This window comes from Dactylosporangium sp. NPDC050588, from assembly GCF_040654975.1.
In the GTDB taxonomy this organism is placed as follows: Bacteria; Actinomycetota; Actinomycetes; order Mycobacteriales; family Micromonosporaceae; genus Dactylosporangium; species Dactylosporangium maewongense.
Map to the genome: position 1 here is coordinate 1 of NZ_JBFAJA010000015.1, position 18,166 is coordinate 18,166.

Sequence of the window (18,166 nt, forward strand, 5' to 3'; positions counted from 1 at the left end):
CACTTCCGATGACCCCCATCGCAGCCCTGCCGACCACCCCCGGCCCGGCGGCGCCGACCCTGACCTCGGGACGCCCCCCGTTCGCGGCAGCCCCCCCCCGCGGCCGGCGTGCGCTGTCATGCTGCGCTGTGCCGGCTGCGCGCCTCCGGCGCGCCGCGGCGGCCTTCGCGCGTGCGCGCGGCATCCCCGTGTCTTGCCCATGACTGAGTAGCGGATCCGGCTGCCATGGCGACCGGACCCGCTACTCGATCATCGGGATGCGGCCCAGTCGGTTGGTTGTGGCAGGCCTGCCTCGGCGCGCCAGGGGAGCGGGTGGAAAGGGCCGTGGTCCAGGGCAGGCTGCAGCATCGCGATGCCGGCGGCGAACGCGTCGACGAGGTCGGCGCCGTTGGTGACCTGCCAGGTCTGATCGCGGACGTAATGCGTGTTGTGGTCCGGCCGGCACCAGCAGGCGACCTCCACGGCCGCGTTGACCGTCAGGTCCGGGCGACAGGCCAGGTCGAGGGTCAGCTCCAGCCAGTCGACGTCGGTGCTGAACAGCGCGATCGACGCGTCGAGCAGCATGGGTCCGTGGCCCGCGGGGTGGCTGCGCTCCGGAAACCAGCGCCACGCGACGCGGCCGGCGGCGTGGGTGTCGAGCTCACCGGCCAGGCGGCGGATCTCCCCGACGACCGGCGCGCAGTCGCGGGGGAGCACCTCGAGCAGTGGGACCTCGACGATCGAGTTCCCCGGTCCGGCCACCCGGGAATTCTGGCACGAGTGAGGCTCGTGCGGGCCGTGCCGGGTCAGCCCTTGAAGAAGGCCCTCAGGACGGGGGCGAGGACGGCGGTGTCGACGTTGTGGGGCTGGCCGTCGAGGAACTGGGCCTCGCCTGCCGGGAGGAGGCCGGCGAGGGCCGCCGCGGTGTCGCGCATGAACGGCATGTCCCTGCCGCCCGCCAGTACGAGCGTCGGCAGCGTCAGGTGCTTCGCGTGGTCGACCGGGAGGCGGTAGTCGCCGAGGATGCGGGCGTCGTAGGCGAGGGTGTGCGCGAGCGCGACGGTCTCGGCCCAGAAGGGCTTCCGGCGCATGTCGGCGACGGCCTCCGGCGGCAGGCCGACGACCGCGGACATGAAGTACTCGACCGCGGCGTCGCGCCGGTCGTCGGCGACCATCGTCTCGAGCCGCTGGACGTGGTCCGGCGGTGGCGTCGGCATGCCCTGCGGCAGGTACGGCGGCTCCCACAGCGCGAGCTTCGTGACCGGGAGGCCGGCGCTCGCCGCGAGCAGCGCCAGGGCCGCGCCCGAGGACCCCCCGAACAGCCCGGCCTCGCCGCCGGCCGCGTCGATCACCGCCGCGATGTCCTCGACCTCCCGCTCGACGGCGTAGGGCTGCGTGTCGCCGCTGGGGCCACGGCCGCGGCGGTCGTAGTTCAGGACGGTGAAGTCGGGGGCGAGGTGCTCCGCCAGGGGAGTTTTGTCCGAGCGGTCGGAGGCCGACCCGGCGACCAGCACCACCGGCGGACCCTGCCCGATCCGGTCGAACGCGATCGTCGTGCCGTCCTTCGAGGTGATCTGTTCCATCGTCATCCCTCCTCGTCCTCTCCGACCCTACGAGGAGAACGGCCGGCCCGCTCGGTGCGGCGGCGGGCCGGGCGGCCGGGCGACGATCAGTAGTCGGCGTAGTCGGTGCCGGCGTCGGAGTAGTTGCCGTTGGTGTTGTCCCAGCCGAGGACGGCCCTGTTCTGCGGGGCGCCGAGCACCCACGGGTCGGCGCCGAAGTCGAGCTCCTGCTCGGTGATCTTGATCGGGTCGGTGCTGACGAGGGCGGCGTGGGCCGGGACGCCGGACAGGCCGACCAGCAGGCCGGCGGTGGTGAGGACGACGGGCGGCTTCTGCGACATGACGGGTCCTTCGTGGACAGGCGCCGGTGGTGGCGCCCGTACACGGTGGACCGCCGACCTTCGGTATTCCTTGCACGAACCTTCGGTGGGCAGCGGGCAGCGGCGTGAGTCGATAACATCCGACCTTCACGACGAAGCGAACGACGAAGCGAACGACGAAGCGAACGACGAAGCGAACGACGGAGGCTGTGGTGGCGGGGGACGGGCCGAACGTGTCGATCATCGAGTCGGCGCACCAGGACAGGCCGGGCGGGCGGCGGACGGTGCTGCTGGCGGCGGTCCTGGTCGTCGCCGCGGTGGTCGGCGTCGTGGTCTGGCGGTCCAGGGACACCGACCCGCCGAAGGGGACCGCCGCGCCTGCGGCGCGGGCCTCGGAGCTGTTCGCGGCGGACGGCACGACGCTGATCGCGCGGTTCGACACGGAGGACCCGCGGGAGAGCTGCCTGCGGGCGCCGGTGAACGACTGGGGCTTCTTCTGCGACTCCGTCGTCACCTGGTGGCAGGGCCAGGAGGCGTTCGGAGCCGACAAGGCGGAGCGCACCGGCCGGCTGCGGCAGGGTGGGTACCGCATCGTCGGCTCGCTCGATCCGAAGTTGCAGGTCGCCGCCAAGCAGCGGGTCGACGCGGTCGTGCCGGTCACCGACCCGAACGTGTTCTCCGTCGCGTCGATCGAGCCAGGCACCGGGCTGATCAGGGCGATGGCCGCGAACCGGAACTTCCGCCGCGCGGCCGCCGCCGCGGTGAGCCCCGGCGTGCCGTCGGGCGACGGTCCGCCGGCGTGGCCGTACACGGGGCCGGACGCCACGGACGCGCTCGTCGCCGGCGACGAGAACATGCCCGGCACGCAGGCCGGCGCGCCGTTCATGATGTTCACCCTCGCCGCGGCGCTGGAGGGCGGGCTGAAGCTGGATCACGCGATCGACACGAAGAAGGTGTACCAGTCGAAGTTCCGCATCGACCCGCAGAGCCCGCTCGCCTGCAACGGCGGGTACTACTGCCCCACGAACGCCGGCGACAAGGCGTACCAGTCGGGGCGGCGGACCATGTGGGACGCGTTCGGCCACACGGTGGTGACCTACTTCGTGGAGCTGGAGGAGCGGATCGGCGTGGAGAAGGCCGTCGCCCTCGCGCAGCGCCTCGGCATCACCTTCCGCGCCAAGGAGGACCAGGCACTGGGCAAGAACAGCGCGATGTGGGGCGCGTTCACCCTCGGCGTCTCGGCGACCAGCACGCTGGACCTGGCCAACGCGTACGCCACCCTCGCCGCCGACGGCACCCACTGCGACCCGCTGCCCGTCGCCAAGGTCACCGACGCCACCGGCGCGCAGGTGCCCGGCGTCGGCCCGAACTGCGAGTCCGTGCTGCGCCCCGAGGTGGCCCGCGCCGCGATCGACGCCGCCCGCTGCCCGGTCGGCGACGCGTCCGCGTTCGGCGACCGCTGCGGCGCCGGTGCCGTGCCGGCCAGCACCGTCCGGGCCACCGTCGGCCGCCCGGTGGCCGGCCAGTCGGGCGTGACGGACAGCCGCCGCGCCTGCTCCGTCGTGATCGCCGGACCCCAGCTGGCCACCGCCGGCATGATCGCGACCGCGCCGTGGGCCCGCACCGGCCAGGCCGGGATCCCCGCCGGCGTGCCCGAGGCCGCGATCGGCGCGGTCGCGACGGTCCAGCACGACGGCCTCGCCCCGCTGCCGGTCCGCGACTTCACCGCCCCGCCGCGCGAGGTCGCGCTCGCCTAGCGCGCTTCGTCTGGGCGTCCAGGTCAGCCGGCGAGCTTCACGTCGATGACCGTCAGGTCCAGGTCGAGGTACACGACGATGGAGTGCTGCCCGAAGAGGCCGCCGTCGTCGAGGTACACCGTGACGTCCTCCTCGGTGACGTCGACGGCGGCCGGGGTGATGCGGGCGGTGAACGCCGGCTCGTCCAGCTCGACGTCGTCCTGCCGCCAGGTGTCGTTGTACAGCTCCAGGCAGGCCTCGGCGACGCTGCGCCGCAGCGCGTGCGGGTCCAGGTGGCGCACGACGCCGGCCGCCGTGTCGAAGAGCGGGCCCTGGCCATCGTCGACGCCGGCGATCGGCGTCAGGACGAGCGTCACCTCGTCCGTGCCGCCCAGCCGCACCGGGGACAGCGCGCGCCACTCGAACGGCGACGCCTCGAACGCGCCGAGCTCGGGGTGCCGGTGCCGGCGGCGTCCCATCCGGATCTCCCGGACGCCGTCGTCGTCCTGGGCGGTCCCGTCGGCGGTGAAGCCGTGCCGGCGGTAGAGCGGGGAGCTCACGGTGCGCATCGTAGCCGCGGGCGCGCGGGAAGCAGCCTCGGGCGCGCGGGAAGCCTGGGGCGCGCGGGAAGCAGCCTCAGGCGCGCAGGAACGTGAGGACGGCGAGGACGCGGCGGTGCTCGCGCTCGTGCTGGACCAGGCCGAGCTTGGTGAAGATCGATGTGACGTGCGCCTCGACGGTCTTGATCGCGAGGTGCAGGTCGGCGGCGACCGCCGCGTTCGACAGGCCCTGCGCCATCAGGGCGAGCACCGCGCGCTCGCGGTCGGTGAGGTCGTCGAGCGGGTCCCGTTCGCGGCGGCGGGCGACCAGCCTGGAGACGAGCTCGGGGTCGATGACGGTGTCGCCGTGCGCGACGCGGCGCAGGTCGACGGCGAACGCGGTCAGGTCCGACACCCGGTCCTTCAGCAGGTACCCGACCCCGCCGTCGAACTCGGTGATGAGCCGCAGCGCGTGGTGCACCTCCAGGTACTGCGACAGCAGCATCAGCCCGACCCCGGGCGCCGACGCGCGGATCGCGGCCGCCGCCTCGATGCCCTCGGCGGCGAAGCCCGGCGGCATCCGCAGGTCGATCACCGCCACGTCCGGGGGAGCGGCGCGCACCTGCGCCAGCAGCGAGGCGACGTCACCTGCCTGACCGGTGACGGTGCAGCCGGCCTCGGTCAGGATGCGGGCCATGCCCTCGCGGAACAGGACGCCGTCGTCGGCGAGCATCACGTGCACGGGATCACCGTCCGCAGCCGGGTGCCGGCCGGTCCACTGTCGACGGTCAGCCGCGCGTCGAGGATCGCGAGCCGGTCCATGAGCCCCTCCAGGCCGCTGCCGGGGCGCACCGCCGCGCCGCCCGTGCCGTCGTCGGCCACCTCCACGACGAGACCCGCGGCGGCCAGCGAGACCGTCACCGAGACGACGGTGGCGCCGGAGTGCTTGGCGGCGTTCGTCAGGCCCTCGCTCACCACGAAGTACGCGGTCGCCTCCGCCTCGGCCGGCAGCCGCCGCCCCACCGACACGGTGAGCCGCACCGGCAGCGGCGAGCGGTCGGCGAGGAAGCCGGTCGCGGCCTCGATGCCGTCCTGCGTGAGGACCGCCGGGTGCAGCCCGCGCGCCATCTCCCGCAGCTCGGCCGTCGCCTCCAGCAGTTGCTCGCGTACGGCGGAGGCCTGGGCGGCGACGTCGTCGGCGCCGGCCGCGGTCGCCGAGCGGACCACCCCGCCGAGCTCCATCGCGACCGTCACCAGGCGCTGCTGCGCGCCGTCGTGCAGGTCGCGTTCGAGCCGCCGCCGGGCGGCGTCGCCGGCCGCGACCAGGCGCTGCGCGGTGGCCCGCAGCTCCAGCACCAGCCCCGCCTGCGCGGCCAGGTCACCGACGAGCCGCTGCTCGGCCGCCGACAGCGGCTCGCCGGGCGCCTTGGTCACGGTGAGCGCGCCGCGGAACCCGCCGTCGTGCCGTACGGGCACGGCCACCAGGTCCGCCAGCCGCCGCGCCCCGTCCGGTACGGGCGATGCCGCGGGCCAGACCGACACGGCCCGCAGCGCGTCCGGCGGTCCCGTCCACAGGACGACCTCCCGGGCGCCCACCGCGTCGGCGACGGTGGTGCAGATCCCGTCGAGCAGCCCGCCGGCGGGCGCCGTCAGGTGCGCCGACAGCCGGGCGAGGGCCTCGTAGGGGGTGGCGCGCCGCCCGTACACGAGCCGGTCCGCGATCCGCTGCACCCTGCGCCGCAACGGTTCGAACGCGACCGCGACCACCCCGGTGGCGGCCAGCGACAGCAGCGTGCCGTGCCCGTCGACGAGCCGCCCCACGCCGGTCACGACGACGGCGTAGCCGGCGGTCACCGCCGCGGCCATCGCGCCGAACACCAGCGACCGGTTGATGACGGGGTCGATGTCGTACAGGCGGTACTTGAGGATCGCCGCACCGGCCGCCGCCGCGATCAGCGGCGCGGTCAGCGCACCGGGCACGGGTGAGCGCCACACGGCGAGCCCGACGAGCATCACCGCCGCGGACACCGTCACCGCGTACACGAACCAGCGCAGCTGCCGCGCCTCGTCACCACGCGCCTGCCGCATCCGGACGACGACGCAGGCCACCCACGTCAGCTGCAGCAGCAGGTACCCGAACGGCCGCGCCACCCCGTAGAACGCCTCCGCCGCCGCGGCGCCCGGCAGGTGCAGCGGGTGCGCGGCGACGAGACCGGTCCGCCCGTACTCGACCGGCCACAGCGCCGACACCGCCGACAGGACCAGTCCGACGGCGCCGAGCACGCCGACGACCGGCCGCCAGGCGCGCGACGGCAGCCGCCCGGTCGGGAAGCCCATCACCGTCACCCCGATCAGCACCAGGACCAGCGGCAGCGGCCACACCCCGCACCAGCCGACCCAGGACGCGCCCGGCAGCGGCCCCGGATGCAGCCCGTACTGGCGGCCGGCGTACATCACCGCGTGTGCGACGCCGGTGGCCACGAACAGCCGCCCCTCCGGGTTGCGCGGGCTGCGCCGCAGCACGAACAGCCCGACCGCCGTGAACGCCGCCGCGATGAGCCCGTTGTGCAGGTTCCCGACGTGCCAGCCGAGCGCGGCGCCGCCGGCGACCAGCACGGCCGTCGCGGCACCCACCGCCGCTCTGCCCAGCGTCCCGTCGCGCGCCACGTCCACATCGTGCCAGCGCAGGCGCCCGACGGAAGCAGGGTTAACCCGGCAATGTTCCAGGGCCGGCCCCGATGCCTCCCGATGGTGGCGGCGGCCACGGTACGGGTACCCGCCTCTCTCAGGAGTCCGACATGACCGCACGCCCCGCCACGCCCGTCGACCGCGTGCTGACCGCGGCACTGTTCGTCGCCCCGGTGATCTACCTGATCGCCGACGTCCTGTACGCCGTCCGCGGCTGGGACGACCCCCTCGCCGCCGTCTTCCACGTGCTCGGCGCCACCGCGTACATCCTGCTCATGCTGCGACTCGTCGCCCTCGGCCGCGGCGCCCTGGCCGCCGTCCTGCTCGTCGTCGGCGCGCTCGGCGCCGCCGGCAACGTCGCCTACGGCTTCAACACCATCCACGTCTCCCTCGGCGACACCGACCTCGTCGACGCGTCCGGCGCCGCCACCCTGATCAAGCCGCTCGGTCTGTTCTTCCCCCTCACCCTCCTGCTCGGCGCCGCCGTCCTGCGCCGCACCCAGCCACTGTGGACGGTCGTCCTGCTCGCCGTCGCGGCCCTCGCCTGGCCCGTCGCGCACATCGCCGACATCGGCTGGCTCGCCGTCGCCGTCAACGCCGCCCTCGTCGCCACCTTCGCCGCAGTCGCGCTCCACACCCCCGCCGAGCACGGTGAGGCATGAAGCACCGCCGGCGCGGTCGCAGCTCAGCCACTGCTCCGTGGGTGCCGTCCGGTGTACCGCGGCGGCAAAGGCGTTGCGGGGGCTCGCGTGGTGTCCGAGCATTGATCCATGCGGGCGATGCAGCGACCTTGGACCAACGGAGAGCTGCTGGTCATGGTGGCCGTGGGGTGGGTCGTCGGGGCGGGTCTGCTGCTGCTCGCCTGGCGCAGCGACGTGGAGGACGAGCGGCTGCGCACGGCACCGCAGTGCACGCATGAGCAGGAGTTCACGCCGGCGAGATGCCTGGCCGAGCTCGACGGGACGCTGGCCTCGGTCACGACGAACCTCGCGCAGGTGGATGTCGCCGGGCGCCGTCTGACGATGAGCACCAACGTCAAGCACCCGCCGAACGCGGGTGACCGTCCCGTCCGGGTGACGTTCTACCGGGGCGAGCCCATCCGCATCGAGGCGGACCACGTACGGATCGAGACGAACGAGCGTCCGGCGGACGACCGCTGGATCTGCGTGGCCCTCGCCGCGCTCACCGTGGTCGGCAGCACCGGGACCGCCCTCGGCGCGCTCGCCCGCAGGAGATCGCCGGCCGCTGCCTGAGCGGCGCATGTCCGCACCCCGCAGCCAGGTGGTGCGGCGGCGCTTCGCCGGGCGGGCCGGTGCCCGGGTGCCGGGCGGTGCGGGCATGGCGCGGGACCAGACCGCCAGGGTGGCGATCATCCCGGTTCCGTCGGGGGTTTGCCCCACCGTGCGGCACCCTTCGGTGGATTGACAGCCGGCGCGGCGGTCCCCACGCTGATCGGGCACAGTCTGTAGTCGCGTTCGGGGGTCGCGCCTGATGCCGTACCGTCACCGGGCGTACATCGCCGTCGTCGTGCTCCTCGCCGCAGTCCTGGTGTGGGTGGCGCCGCGGACGTCGCAGGGAAGCGCCCGCGCCGACGTGCTGGACGTGCTGTTCGTCGGCAACAGCCTGCTCGGCTCGTTCACCGCCGCCACCGGCGAGGACACGCCCGCGCTGGTCCGGCGGCTCGCCTCGTCCGCCGGCCGCACCGCCGACGTCACCGAAGTGATCCACTCCGGCTACACGCTGCGGCAGACCTGGGACGGCGGCCTCGTCGCGCGGGCGCTCGGCGGCGGCAGGCGCTACGACGTCATCGTCCTGCAGGAGTACAGCACGCTCGTCGCCACGAACCTGCCCGCGGCGAAAGGCACCCTGCTCAGCCTGTACGCACCGACGTTCCGTCGCACCCTGAAGCCCGGCGGCCGGGTGGTGCTGTTCAAGAACTGGGCCCTGGTCAACCCCGCCCCGTTCCCGTCCCGCGCCGCCGCCAAGACGGCGATCGACACCAACTACGCGGCCCTGTCGGCCGCCCTGCCCACCCCGAACGTCGTGGCCCCGATCGCCGACGCGTTCGAGACACTGATCGCCATCCACGGCGCCCCGTTCCTCATCGACCCCGACGGCAAGCACCCCAACGACACCGCCCGCTACCTGGACGCCGTGACCCTCTACGGCATCGTCTTCCGCGACTCACCCCGCGACCTCGCCGACCTGTACCTGCCCGCCCCGGTCGCCGCCGAACTCCGCTCCGTCGCCGCCACCGCGCTCGGCTACTGAGCCGCCACACTCCCCGACTTTGGCGGCGCGGGCGTGAGAAGGTGGGGTATGCCGTTGGGTGCGTACCCTGTCAGGACGTCGGTCGCCGTGTCGGACATCGAGCGGGCGGTGGCGTTCGCCGTCGAGGCGGATGCCTGACCCTTCGCGCGGCAACGCTCAAGCCGGGCGCCGCGCGGCCGATGGGCGGTGCAGGGGGTGTTTGGGATGGTTCGGAACCTTCCGATCGCCGGGAAGCTGGCGTCGACGGTGGCCGTGGTGTGCGTGCTGCTCGTCGCGGTGGGGATGCTCGGGGTCAGCCAGCTCGGCGCCGCCCAGGATCGGCTGCGCGGCATGTACAGCGACAATCTGCAGGACATCGCCGACCTCGACGCCGTCGCGCTGCACTTCCTGATGGTGCAGAACCACGTCGCGAACCTGGCGATGGTCTCCTCCGACGCCGACCGGCAGGCCGCGCTCGCCTCGATCGACGAGGCCAACGCCTCGCTGGACCAGGCGTGGGACGAGTTCAAGGTGCTGCCGGCGGCGGGTGACCCGGCCGACCACACCCGGTTCGAGGAGGCCCTCTCCGGCTACCGCGCGGTGCTCGAGCAGGAGGTGCTGCCACTGGCGAAGGTCGCCGACGCGGACCTGGAGCAGATCACCGCGCTGCGCAAGACGAAGGCCGACCCGCTCCTCGCGGCCGGCCAGCAGGCGCTGGACCGGCTCGACGCGGCCGTCGACGCCAAGGCCCGGGACACCCTCGCGACGTCGCAGCGGGCGTACGACCGCTCCCGGACACTCATCGCCGGGATGATCGTGGCGGCGGTGCTCCTGGCCGCGGCCCTCGTGTGGGCCATCAGCCGGATGATCGCCAGGCCGTTGCGCGCCACGGTCGGCGTCCTGGAGTCGATGGCCGAGGGCGACCTCGGCGGGCGGCTCGACGTGGCCGGCCGGGACGAGGTCGGCCGGATGGGCGCCGCGCTCAACCGTGGCCTCGAGCGCCTCGGCGAGTCGCTGCGCGGGGTGGACGAGCTCGTCGGGCGGGTCTCCTCCGCGTCGGAGCGGCTCAGCCAGGCCGCCGGCGGCATGAGCGGCAGCGCCGAGCGGTCGGCGGTCGAGGCCCGGGCGGCGTCCCGCGAGACGGACCAGATCAGCCAGGACATCGGTTCGGTCGCGACGGGCTCCGAGGAGATCGGCGCCTCGATCCGGGAGATCGCCCGCAGCACCTCCGACGCGGCCGGGACTGCCGACCGGGCCGTCCGGGACGCCGCCGAGGCCGCGGGCGTGCTGCACCGCCTGGGCCAGTCCTCCGGCGAGATCGAGACCGTGGTCAAGCTCATCACGTCGATCGCGGAGCAGACCAACCTGCTCGCCCTGAACGCGACCATCGAGGCGGCGCGGGCCGGCGACGCGGGCAAGGGCTTCGCCGTCGTCGCCACCGAGGTGAAGGACCTCGCCCAGGAGACGGCCCGGGCCACCGAGGACATCGCCCAGCGGGTGGCGGCCATCCAGCGCGACTCGACCGCCGCGGTCACCGCCATCGAGCAGATCAGCGGCGTCATCACCACCATCCGCGACGCCCAGACGAGCATCGCGGCGGCGGTCGAGGAGCAGTCGGCGACGACGAACGAGATGAACCGCACGGTGAGCCAGGTCGCCGGCCGCGCCCACCAGATCAACGCCAACGTCACCAGCGTGGCCACCGTCGCCGACGAGACCACCGGCGTCGCCCAGGGCACGGCGGACACGGCCGCGGAGCTCAACGGCATCGCCGGCGACCTGCGCCGCACGGTGTCCGTGTTCAGGTATTGACCAACGTCATGGCAAGCCGATCCGCGGACCGGCGTCACGGCCAGCCATGTCCGCGGACCGGCGTCACAGCTGGGCGATCGCGGCCCGGAGGAACGCGTCGCGGCGCGTCGTCGCATGCGGGCTGTAGAGCGCCGTCGGCGTGTTGAGGGCGGCGACGGCGTCCCAGTACGGGACGTCGGCGGCGCGCGTCCCGGCGGCGCGTTCCCAGCCCTCCAGGACAAGCCGGGGTGCCTCGTCGTCGTACAGGATGGCGACCTGTTTTCGCAGCTCGCCGAGGTCGACGCCAGGAGAGCCAGCGCCGGCGGTCTTCCAGTCGATCAGCGCCCGTACCGCGGAACCCACGACGATCGTGTTGCCGGGCCAGCTGTCGCCGTGGACGAAGACCGCCGGCCCACCGGGTGCCGGGAGCGCCCGCACCACGGCGTCGGCCCGCAGCAGCAGCGGCGTCGCCGGCATCCGGCCCGCCCGGCGCTCGGCCGCGAAGTCGTCGACCGCGATCGGCCGCGGCCGCAACGGCAGCCGCGGCAGCGGGTCCAGGGCGACGGCGTGCACCCGGGCGAGCGCGGCGCCCGCCGCCCGGAGCAGCTCGGCGGAGCACATGGCGGGCCAGGTGCTCGTCCCGGCCACGACGGTCTCCAAGGTCCGCGGCGCGGGACCGTCCAGCGCCGCCGCGAGCAGCCGGGGCGCCGGCAGGCCGTGCCGCTCCGCGACGGTCAGCGCCGCCGCGTTCGTCGCGATCTGCTCGGCGGTGATCCGGCTGCTCGGGCACCGCAGCACCAGCGCGGACGCCGGTGCCACATCGATCCACCAGGGGCTCTCGCCGCCGTGCAGCGACCGCACGGCCCGGATCGCCTGACGACCGTCCAGCTGCGCCTCGACCCAGGCGAGGAGTTCATACCCGCACCGGACAACTCTGATCCGGTCGCGGGGAGCTGTCAACCGCGGCCGGTCAGACGCAGACCCAGCAGTACAGGCGCTCGCCGCGGCCGAGGGCGTCGCGCGCCAGGATCGCCAGCTCGCCCAGGAAGACCGTCAGCGGCTCCACGTCGCCGTCGCCGCCGAGCTCCTCCGTCTGCGCCCAGGCCGCGGCGGCCCGTGCCAGGTCGTCGGGGGAGCACCGGGCCAGGGCCTGCTGCAGCTCGTCGGTCACGGTCACCACCATCCGCTCGCCGTCGTCCGCAGCCGCGATGTCGGCGCCGGCGCGCGGGCCTTCGACGATGTCGTCGTAGGCGACCCCGGTGATCAGCTCCTCCAGGGTCGCCAGCATGACGACCGGGTCGAGGCCCTTCACCTCCAGGACCTGGAACCCGTGCTCGCCCCAGCGGACCCGCGGGGTCCGCAGCTCCTGGAGGGCGGCCATGTCCCCGGCGCGGACCCGGTCCATCAGCTCCGGCGCGGCGGGCAGCGGACCGCCCGGGCCGGCGGGCAGGTCGAGGGCCGTGGCCGCCCGCTCGTCCGACCCGGCGGCGAAGTAGTCGTACATGACGCCCATCGGGCGATCATGCCAAGGCGGTCCCCGGCCGGGCATACCGGGTGAGGACCGCGGCGCCGACCTGCTCGACCGACACGGTCTCCAGGTAGGTGGGCGGGCCGTCGGAGGGGAAGAGCCGCCGGCCGGTGCCGAGCACGGTCGGGAAGGTCAGCAGCCGGTACTCGTCGACCAGGTCCGCCGCCATCAGCGTGTGCACGACGCTGAGGCTCCCGGTGACGACGATGTCCCGCTGCTCCTGCTTGACGGCGGCGACGAGGTCGCCGTCCAGCACCCGCGAGTTGGGCCAGGCGGTGGTGTCTTCGAGGGTACTGGTGGCGACCAGCTTCGGCACGGCGTTCATCCGCTGGGAGAACGGGTCGTCGCGCTCGGGCCAGAGCGTGGAGAACAGCTGCCACGTGGTGCGGCCGAGCAGCATGACCCCGTCGTCCAGCAGCGGCCCGAGGCGGAACTTGTCGCCGGCGACGGACGCGGGGCCGTGCCGGAACGCCCAGCCGCCCGTCGGGGTGCCGCCGGACCCGTCCGGGTCGGACACGATCCCGTCGAGGGTGATGAACTCGATGACGATGACGCTCATGATGGTCCCTTCTGTCGATGCTCACCCGTACATACCGGCGGCACCGGCGGAACTCATCGCACCTTCGGCAGATCAAATAATTCGAGCACGGCCGGGTCGGCGAACGTGACGTTGTGGGCGACCCGACCGTCGACGACGGTGAGGACCTGCAGCGTGTGCAGGTGGTGTACGCCGTCGGCCTGCGCCGCGTACGCGGCGACCGCGGGCTGGCCGTTGGCGGTGAGCGGCGTCATGACCCAGCCGGTGCCGCGCATCCGGAAGACCCGCTCGATGAACCGCCCGTAGTCCCGGCGCCCGCGGTACCACAGCGGCACCGGCGGCATCTCCAGCACGGCGTCGTCGGTCAGCAGCCGCACCAGCGCGGACACGTCGGCGGCCTCGAACGCCCGGATGTACTGGTCGACGGCGCCGCGGACCTTGGCGTCGCCGGGTTCGGCGACGACGCCGGGGTCGCACGCGGCGACCGCCGCCCGGGCGCGCTGCAGGGCGCTGTTGATCGCCGGCACGGTGGTGTCCAGCTGCTCGGCGACCTCCGCGGCGCTGAACTGCAGGACGTCGCGGAGCACGAGCGCGGCCCGCTGGCGCGCCGACAGGGTCTGCATCGCCGCGATCAGCGCCAGCCGCAGGTCGGTGCGGGCGTCGGCGTCGAACCGCGCGTCGGGAAACGGCTGGAGCCACGGGATGTCGGTCGCGGGCGTGAGCGGCGCGCCGGGGTCGTCGCTCGGCGCGCCCAGCCCCGACGGCAGCGGCCGCCGCGCCCGCCCTTCGAGTGCGGTCAGGCACACGTTCGTGGCGATGCGGAACAGCCACGTCCGCACCGACGCGCGGTCGCTGTCGTACCGGTCGCGCGCCTTCCAGGCCCGCAGCAACGTCTCCTGCACCAGGTCCTCGGCGTCGTGGAACGACCCCAGCATCCGGTAGCAGTACGCGGTCAGCTCACCCCGGTGCAGGTCCAGTTCCACGCCGCCCATCCTGCCGCATGCGCCCGGCTGCCATCATGTCCGGATGGAGACGCGGCTGCTCTTCGTGCGGCACGGCGAGTCGGTGCACAAGACGGCCGGGGTCGTCGGCGGGCCGAACGGCTGCCAGGGCCTGACGGAGACCGGCCACGGGCAGGCCCGCCGGCTCGCGGAGCGCCTCCGCGAGGAGGTCGCCGGTCCGGTCGCCGTGTACTCGTCGGTGCTGCGCCGGGCCGTCGAGACCGCGGGGCCGATCGCCGCCGCGTTCGCCGCCGTCCCGGAGCAGCACTGCGGGCTGTGCACGTGGCATACGCCGTCCTACGCCGACGGCATGCCGATGCGCGAGTTCCACGCTGCGCACGGGGTGCCCGGCGGTGGCGTGTTCCGCCCGTCCCAGGAGGGCAACGAGACGTGGGCCGAGCTGATCGCCCGCACCGGCCGCGCGATCCTGGACATCGCGCACCTGCACCGCGGCGGCACCGCGATCCTGGTCGGCCACGCCGAGACGGTGGAGAGCTCCTTCCACGCCCTCGCCGCCCAGCCGCTCGACCGGGCGTTCGACCTGGCGGTGGCGCCGGCGTCGGTCACCGAGTGGACGACCGGTGGCGACCCGACGGCCTGGCCCGCGCCCCGCTGGACGCTGCGCCGCTGCAACGACGTCCGCTGAGCGCTCAGGACGCTTCCGGGAAGGCACGGCTCAGGCCGCTTCGAGGGCCTGCTCGGCGCGCTCCGGGCTGCCCTCGGCGAGGCCGCGGTCGATGGCGCGGCGCGAGGCGAGCCACAGCACGACACCGGCGAGCAGGACGGTGACCTCGGTGACGGTGAGGGCCCAGATGATGCCCGGCAGGCCGAACCAGAGGTTGCCGAGCAGCACGACCGGCACGAACAGGATGCCCTGCGTCATCGACATCACCGTCGCCGCGACGGCCCGGCCGGTCGCCTGGAACAGCGACGTGAGAAGGCCGGTGAAGCCGTTGGCGACCATGGCGACGAGCTGCGCGGTGAGGATCGTGAGGCCGGTGGTGAGGACCGAGCGGTCGGCCACGAACGCGGTGAACACCTGCTCGCGGAGCAGGAACACGATCGCGGAGAAGGTCACGGCGATGCCGCCGACGGTGATCGCGGAGCCGCGCAGCGCGGCGGTGAGGCGCTGCCGGTCGCCCTTGCCGTAGGCGTACGCGAGCAGCGGCAGCACCCCGAGCGTCACACCCATGACGAGGAACTCCGGGATCTGCGCGATGCGGACCGCGACGCCCATCGCAGCGAGGGGACCGTCGCCGTAGGCGGCCGCGAGGTTGTTGAGCACCAGCGACGTGACGATCAGGAACGCGGACTGCAGCAGGGTGCCGACGCCCACCCCGAGGACCGGCGCCACGACGGTGCGGGCGAGCGTGAACCAGTGCGGTGCGATGCGCAGGTGCTCGCTGTTGCGGTGCAGCCAGGTCGCGAAGTACGCGATGACGCCGACGTTGGCCAGGCCCATCGCCAGGGCCGCCCCGGCGACGCCCCAGTGCAGGACGAGGATGAACAGCACGTCGAAGGCGAGGTTCGCGACCGTGGACGCGATCAGGCCGGTCATCACCTGCCGGGCGGCGCCTTCCGACCGCACGAGCTGCTCGAGGCACACCGCGGCGGCGAGGACGGGGACGAACGCGAGCATCACCCCGACGTAGGCCTTCGTCGCCGGGACGGCCGCGGCGTCCGCGCCGAGCAGCGACACGAGCGGGTCCAGCAGGGCCAGGCCGAGCCCGCCGGCGACGGCGCCGACGATGACGGAGCCCCAGACCGAGAACGACGCGACGTGCCGGATCCCGCCGGCCTTCGCGGGGTCGTGCTCGGCGGCGCCGAGCAGCCGGGAGACGAGGGCGCCGCCGCCGACGCCGAACACGTTGCCGACCGCCATGACCAGGCCGAGGATCGGCGCGCCGTACGTGAGCGCGGCCAGCAGCGCGGTGTCGTGGAGCATGCCGATGAAGCCCGCGTTGACGAGGTTGTAGACGGCCGTGACGATCATCGCGGCGGCCATCGGCACACACAGGTGCACGAGGGCGCGGACGATCGGCGCGGTCGACAGGTACCAGCGGTTGGTGCCGGCGGCGTCGGCGGCCACCGGGGATTCGAGGGTCGCGCTGCTCATGGGACCGCTCCTTTCCGGGCAGGCTTGAGCCCGCGCCGGCGTCCGCCGGCACGGTGACAGGTGTGTGGGCACGCCGACGGAACCGCCGGCGCGGTGCTGGGTTGCTGGGTGGCCTACGGCCTGGTCACGACCGCGTGGGTTGCGGCAGCTCCGAGGTGATCTTCGTGAGCAGGGCGTGCAGGGTGGCCCGCTCCGCCTGGTCCAGCGGCGCGAGGATCGTCGCCTCGGCCGCGGCCATCGCGGTGTCGAACCCGGAGATCAGCTCGGCGCCCGCCGCGGTGGCGTAGACGCGCTTGCTGCGCTCGTTGCCGGGCTCCGTCCGGCGCTCGACCAGCTCCCGGCGCTCGAGCCCCTGGAGGAGGCTCGTGACGCTCGCGGCACTGGTGCGGGTGATCTCGGCGATGTCACGCTGGATCGCGCCGGGGTGCTGGACCAGGTAGCCGAGCACGAAGCTCTGCTCGTGGCTGAGCTCGCGGGCCCGGATCCAGTCCTCGCCGGCCTTCCGCTGCGCCCAACCGATCCAGCGGAGCAGGTCGAGGGTCGTGGTGGGCTCCGGCGCGTCCATGATGAGAACTCTAAAGGTTAGAGGTCTAACAGTCAAGGCTCGAACTAAGCGGGCGGCGACCGCCGTAGCGCCGGCCGCCGGTGGGCCGGGCAGGGGCCCGCGCGGCCGGCGCAGGCACCTGCCCGGTGACGGTCAGGGCGTGACGAGGTCGAACTTCTCCCACTGCCCGATCGCGGTGCGGTTGGCGATCAGCGCGGCCGCCCCCGCGTTCTCCGCGCACACGTAGCGGCCGTTGACGTTCGCCCGCAGGCTGAACGAGCCGTCGCCGTTGTTGAGCAGCTGGAACGACTCCCACGCGCCCGCCGTCGCCCGGTTCGCGACCAGCGGCGCGGCGCCCGCGTTCTCGGCGCAGACGAACAGGCCGTTCCTGGCCCGCAGCGCGATGTTGCCGCCGCCGAGCGGGACCTGCTCGAACGGCTCCCACGCCGTCGCGCTCGCGATCAGCGTCCCGGTGGCCGCGGTGACGAACCGGCCGTTCGCTCTTGCACGCAGGCCGATGCCGCTACCCGTACCGGGGACGAAACGGTCGACCCAGTACTTGGTGCGGGTCAGGTACGCCGTCTCCGCCGCGGTGCCGGTGAGACCGTACGCACCCGAGTAGGTGAGGTACCCGTACCCCGACGGCGGGTTCGACGACGCGGGCTCGATCGACGACCCCTCGTGCCACTCGTTGAACGACGTGATCGACACCCACGACGGCGTGCCGCCCTGGGTGAGGGCGTTGTTCCAGGCCCGGTCGTAGGCGGCGCCGTTGTCGCGGCCCAGCGTCGGCGTCGTGTTACCCGGCACGGCCCGGTCGTCGATGTAGCCGGGCGCGACCGACGGCGCCCACACCAGGCCGTTCGCGCGGCAGTACGCGTTCGCGTTCGCCCACCCCGGCGCGGTCGCCGCGGCGATCCCGTCGTAGGTGTACATCCCGCCGAAGTGCGCGACCTTGCTCGTGTCGGTCGTCTGCGCGAGGACGATCGAGGACCCCCGCACCTGGTCCAGCGCGGTCCAGTCGGCGATGCGCAGGCTCTCGAACACGTAGTACGCGCCGCGGAGCTCGCGCGCCGTGTCGCGGTAGAACGCGGCGTGCGACCCGTACCGCGCGATGATGGAGTTGATGTCGGCGACGGTCGAGGCGGCGGTCCGGCCGGAGTACGGCTCCAGGTGCCAGGCGACCTTCAGCCCGTTCCTGGCCGCGGCGTTGAGGATCAGCGGCACCAGGTTGTCCTCGTAGGAGCCCTGCCCCCACCAGCTGGTCACGACGACGCCGATGCCGGCGGCCGCGATCCACGCCATGTGCTGCTCGACGACGGCCGCGTCCCCGGAGTTGTACGCGCCGCGCACCGGGTAGTAGTTCGCGCCGAGATCCTGCGGCGGCGTGTGCCCGCCCTGGTCCCAGTGCCGGTAGGTCCCGTACCACGGGTAGTAGAAGACGTGCACGTCGGGCGCGGGCCCGGCGGCGGCCGAGGCGCCGCGCGGGGCGAGCGGAAGCACGGAGAGGCCCAGCGCCGTGGCGGAGGCGCCGAGCAACCCGCGTCGGGTCAGATGCATGCAGTTGTGTCCCT

Annotated in this window: 19 protein-coding genes; 6 read left to right on the forward strand and 13 right to left on the reverse strand. The window is 73.8% G+C overall.

Annotated features, from left to right (window positions below):
• Positions 1-249: 249 nt before the first annotated feature.
• The 3 genes from AB0I21_RS12130 to AB0I21_RS12140 form a co-directional block, all read right to left on the reverse strand.
• Complete coding sequence (locus AB0I21_RS12130) at positions 250-741, reverse strand: hypothetical protein (protein WP_360560502.1); 492 nt, start codon at positions 739-741, stop codon at positions 250-252.
• A 44-nt stretch (positions 742-785) separates the two neighbouring features.
• Positions 786-1,562, reverse strand: a complete 777-nt coding sequence (locus AB0I21_RS12135; RefSeq protein WP_360560504.1) for an alpha/beta fold hydrolase — start codon at positions 1,560-1,562, stop codon at positions 786-788.
• Between the two features lie 86 nt (positions 1,563-1,648).
• Positions 1,649-1,882 carry a hypothetical protein gene (locus tag AB0I21_RS12140; protein ID WP_360560506.1) on the reverse strand — a complete coding sequence of 78 codons (234 nt, stop codon included), beginning with the start codon at positions 1,880-1,882 and terminating at the stop codon, positions 1,649-1,651.
• Between the two features lie 191 nt (positions 1,883-2,073).
• On the opposite strand from AB0I21_RS12140, the gene AB0I21_RS12145 reads away from it, so the two are divergent.
• Entirely contained in the window at positions 2,074-3,618 is a 1,545-nt protein-coding gene (locus AB0I21_RS12145; RefSeq protein ID WP_360560508.1) for a penicillin-binding transpeptidase domain-containing protein, read from the forward strand.
• 23 nt (positions 3,619-3,641) lie between these two features.
• Here the strand turns inward: AB0I21_RS12145 and AB0I21_RS12150 are convergent, their stop codons facing one another.
• The 3 genes from AB0I21_RS12150 to AB0I21_RS12160 all read right to left on the reverse strand — a co-directional run bounded on the left by AB0I21_RS12150 (position 3,642) and on the right by AB0I21_RS12160 (position 6,803).
• Positions 3,642-4,157 carry a DUF2262 domain-containing protein gene (locus AB0I21_RS12150; RefSeq protein ID WP_360560510.1) on the reverse strand — a complete coding sequence of 172 codons (516 nt, stop codon included), beginning with the start codon at positions 4,155-4,157 and terminating at the stop codon, positions 3,642-3,644.
• Between the two features lie 76 nt (positions 4,158-4,233).
• Positions 4,234-4,869 (reverse strand): response regulator transcription factor, encoded by a 636-nt coding sequence (locus tag AB0I21_RS12155; protein WP_344507721.1) that lies wholly within the window; start codon positions 4,867-4,869, stop codon positions 4,234-4,236.
• On the reverse strand, positions 4,869-6,803 hold the full coding sequence (locus tag AB0I21_RS12160) for a histidine kinase (RefSeq protein WP_360560512.1): 1,935 nt from the start codon (positions 6,801-6,803) through the stop codon (positions 4,869-4,871). Before AB0I21_RS12160 ends, AB0I21_RS12155 begins: the two co-directional genes overlap by 1 nt.
• A 131-nt stretch (positions 6,804-6,934) precedes the next feature.
• Here AB0I21_RS12160 and AB0I21_RS12165 point away from each other — a divergent pair, with 131 nt between their 5' ends.
• The 4 genes from AB0I21_RS12165 to AB0I21_RS12180 all read left to right on the forward strand — a co-directional run bounded on the left by AB0I21_RS12165 (position 6,935) and on the right by AB0I21_RS12180 (position 10,886).
• The gene (locus tag AB0I21_RS12165; RefSeq protein ID WP_360560514.1) at positions 6,935-7,486 is read left to right on the forward strand and encodes a hypothetical protein; all 552 of its coding nucleotides are present in this window, start codon (positions 6,935-6,937) and stop codon (positions 7,484-7,486) included.
• A 117-nt stretch (positions 7,487-7,603) separates the two neighbouring features.
• Entirely contained in the window at positions 7,604-8,077 is a 474-nt protein-coding gene (locus AB0I21_RS12170) for a hypothetical protein (RefSeq protein ID WP_360560515.1), read from the forward strand.
• A 238-nt stretch (positions 8,078-8,315) separates the two neighbouring features.
• Entirely contained in the window at positions 8,316-9,095 is a 780-nt protein-coding gene (locus AB0I21_RS12175) for a hypothetical protein (RefSeq protein ID WP_360560517.1), read from the forward strand.
• Between the two features lie 204 nt (positions 9,096-9,299).
• Positions 9,300-10,886 carry a methyl-accepting chemotaxis protein gene (locus tag AB0I21_RS12180; protein ID WP_360560518.1) on the forward strand — a complete coding sequence of 529 codons (1,587 nt, stop codon included), beginning with the start codon at positions 9,300-9,302 and terminating at the stop codon, positions 10,884-10,886.
• Between the two features lie 63 nt (positions 10,887-10,949).
• Here AB0I21_RS12180 and AB0I21_RS12185 read toward each other — a convergent pair whose 3' ends face one another.
• The 4 genes from AB0I21_RS12185 to AB0I21_RS12200 are packed head-to-tail and all read right to left on the reverse strand — an operon-like array spanning position 10,950 to position 13,914.
• Positions 10,950-11,825 (reverse strand): phosphotransferase, encoded by an 876-nt coding sequence (locus AB0I21_RS12185; RefSeq protein ID WP_360560520.1) that lies wholly within the window; start codon positions 11,823-11,825, stop codon positions 10,950-10,952.
• A gap of 10 nt (positions 11,826-11,835) precedes the next feature.
• The gene (locus AB0I21_RS12190) at positions 11,836-12,378 is read right to left on the reverse strand and encodes a hypothetical protein (RefSeq protein ID WP_360560522.1); all 543 of its coding nucleotides are present in this window, start codon (positions 12,376-12,378) and stop codon (positions 11,836-11,838) included.
• Positions 12,379-12,385: 7 nt separating this feature from the next.
• Positions 12,386-12,952, reverse strand: coding sequence for a dihydrofolate reductase family protein (locus tag AB0I21_RS12195; protein ID WP_360560523.1), 567 nt, complete (start codon positions 12,950-12,952; stop codon positions 12,386-12,388).
• A gap of 53 nt (positions 12,953-13,005) precedes the next feature.
• Positions 13,006-13,914, reverse strand: coding sequence for a sigma-70 family RNA polymerase sigma factor (locus AB0I21_RS12200; RefSeq protein ID WP_360560524.1), 909 nt, complete (start codon positions 13,912-13,914; stop codon positions 13,006-13,008).
• Between the two features lie 43 nt (positions 13,915-13,957).
• On the opposite strand from AB0I21_RS12200, the gene AB0I21_RS12205 reads away from it, so the two are divergent.
• Entirely contained in the window at positions 13,958-14,578 is a 621-nt protein-coding gene (locus AB0I21_RS12205; protein ID WP_360560526.1) for a histidine phosphatase family protein, read from the forward strand.
• Positions 14,579-14,608: 30 nt separating this feature from the next.
• Here AB0I21_RS12205 and AB0I21_RS12210 read toward each other — a convergent pair whose 3' ends face one another.
• From AB0I21_RS12210 to AB0I21_RS12220, 3 genes are all read right to left on the reverse strand, one after another.
• Complete coding sequence (locus AB0I21_RS12210) at positions 14,609-16,048, reverse strand: MATE family efflux transporter (RefSeq protein WP_360560528.1); 1,440 nt, start codon at positions 16,046-16,048, stop codon at positions 14,609-14,611.
• Between the two features lie 124 nt (positions 16,049-16,172).
• Positions 16,173-16,613: a MarR family transcriptional regulator gene (locus AB0I21_RS12215; RefSeq protein ID WP_360560530.1), complete on the reverse strand. Its 441-nt coding sequence runs from the start codon at positions 16,611-16,613 to the stop codon at positions 16,173-16,175.
• A gap of 132 nt (positions 16,614-16,745) precedes the next feature.
• Positions 16,746-18,152 (reverse strand): hypothetical protein, encoded by a 1,407-nt coding sequence (locus AB0I21_RS12220; protein WP_360560532.1) that lies wholly within the window; start codon positions 18,150-18,152, stop codon positions 16,746-16,748.
• Positions 18,153-18,166 lie beyond the last annotated feature (14 nt).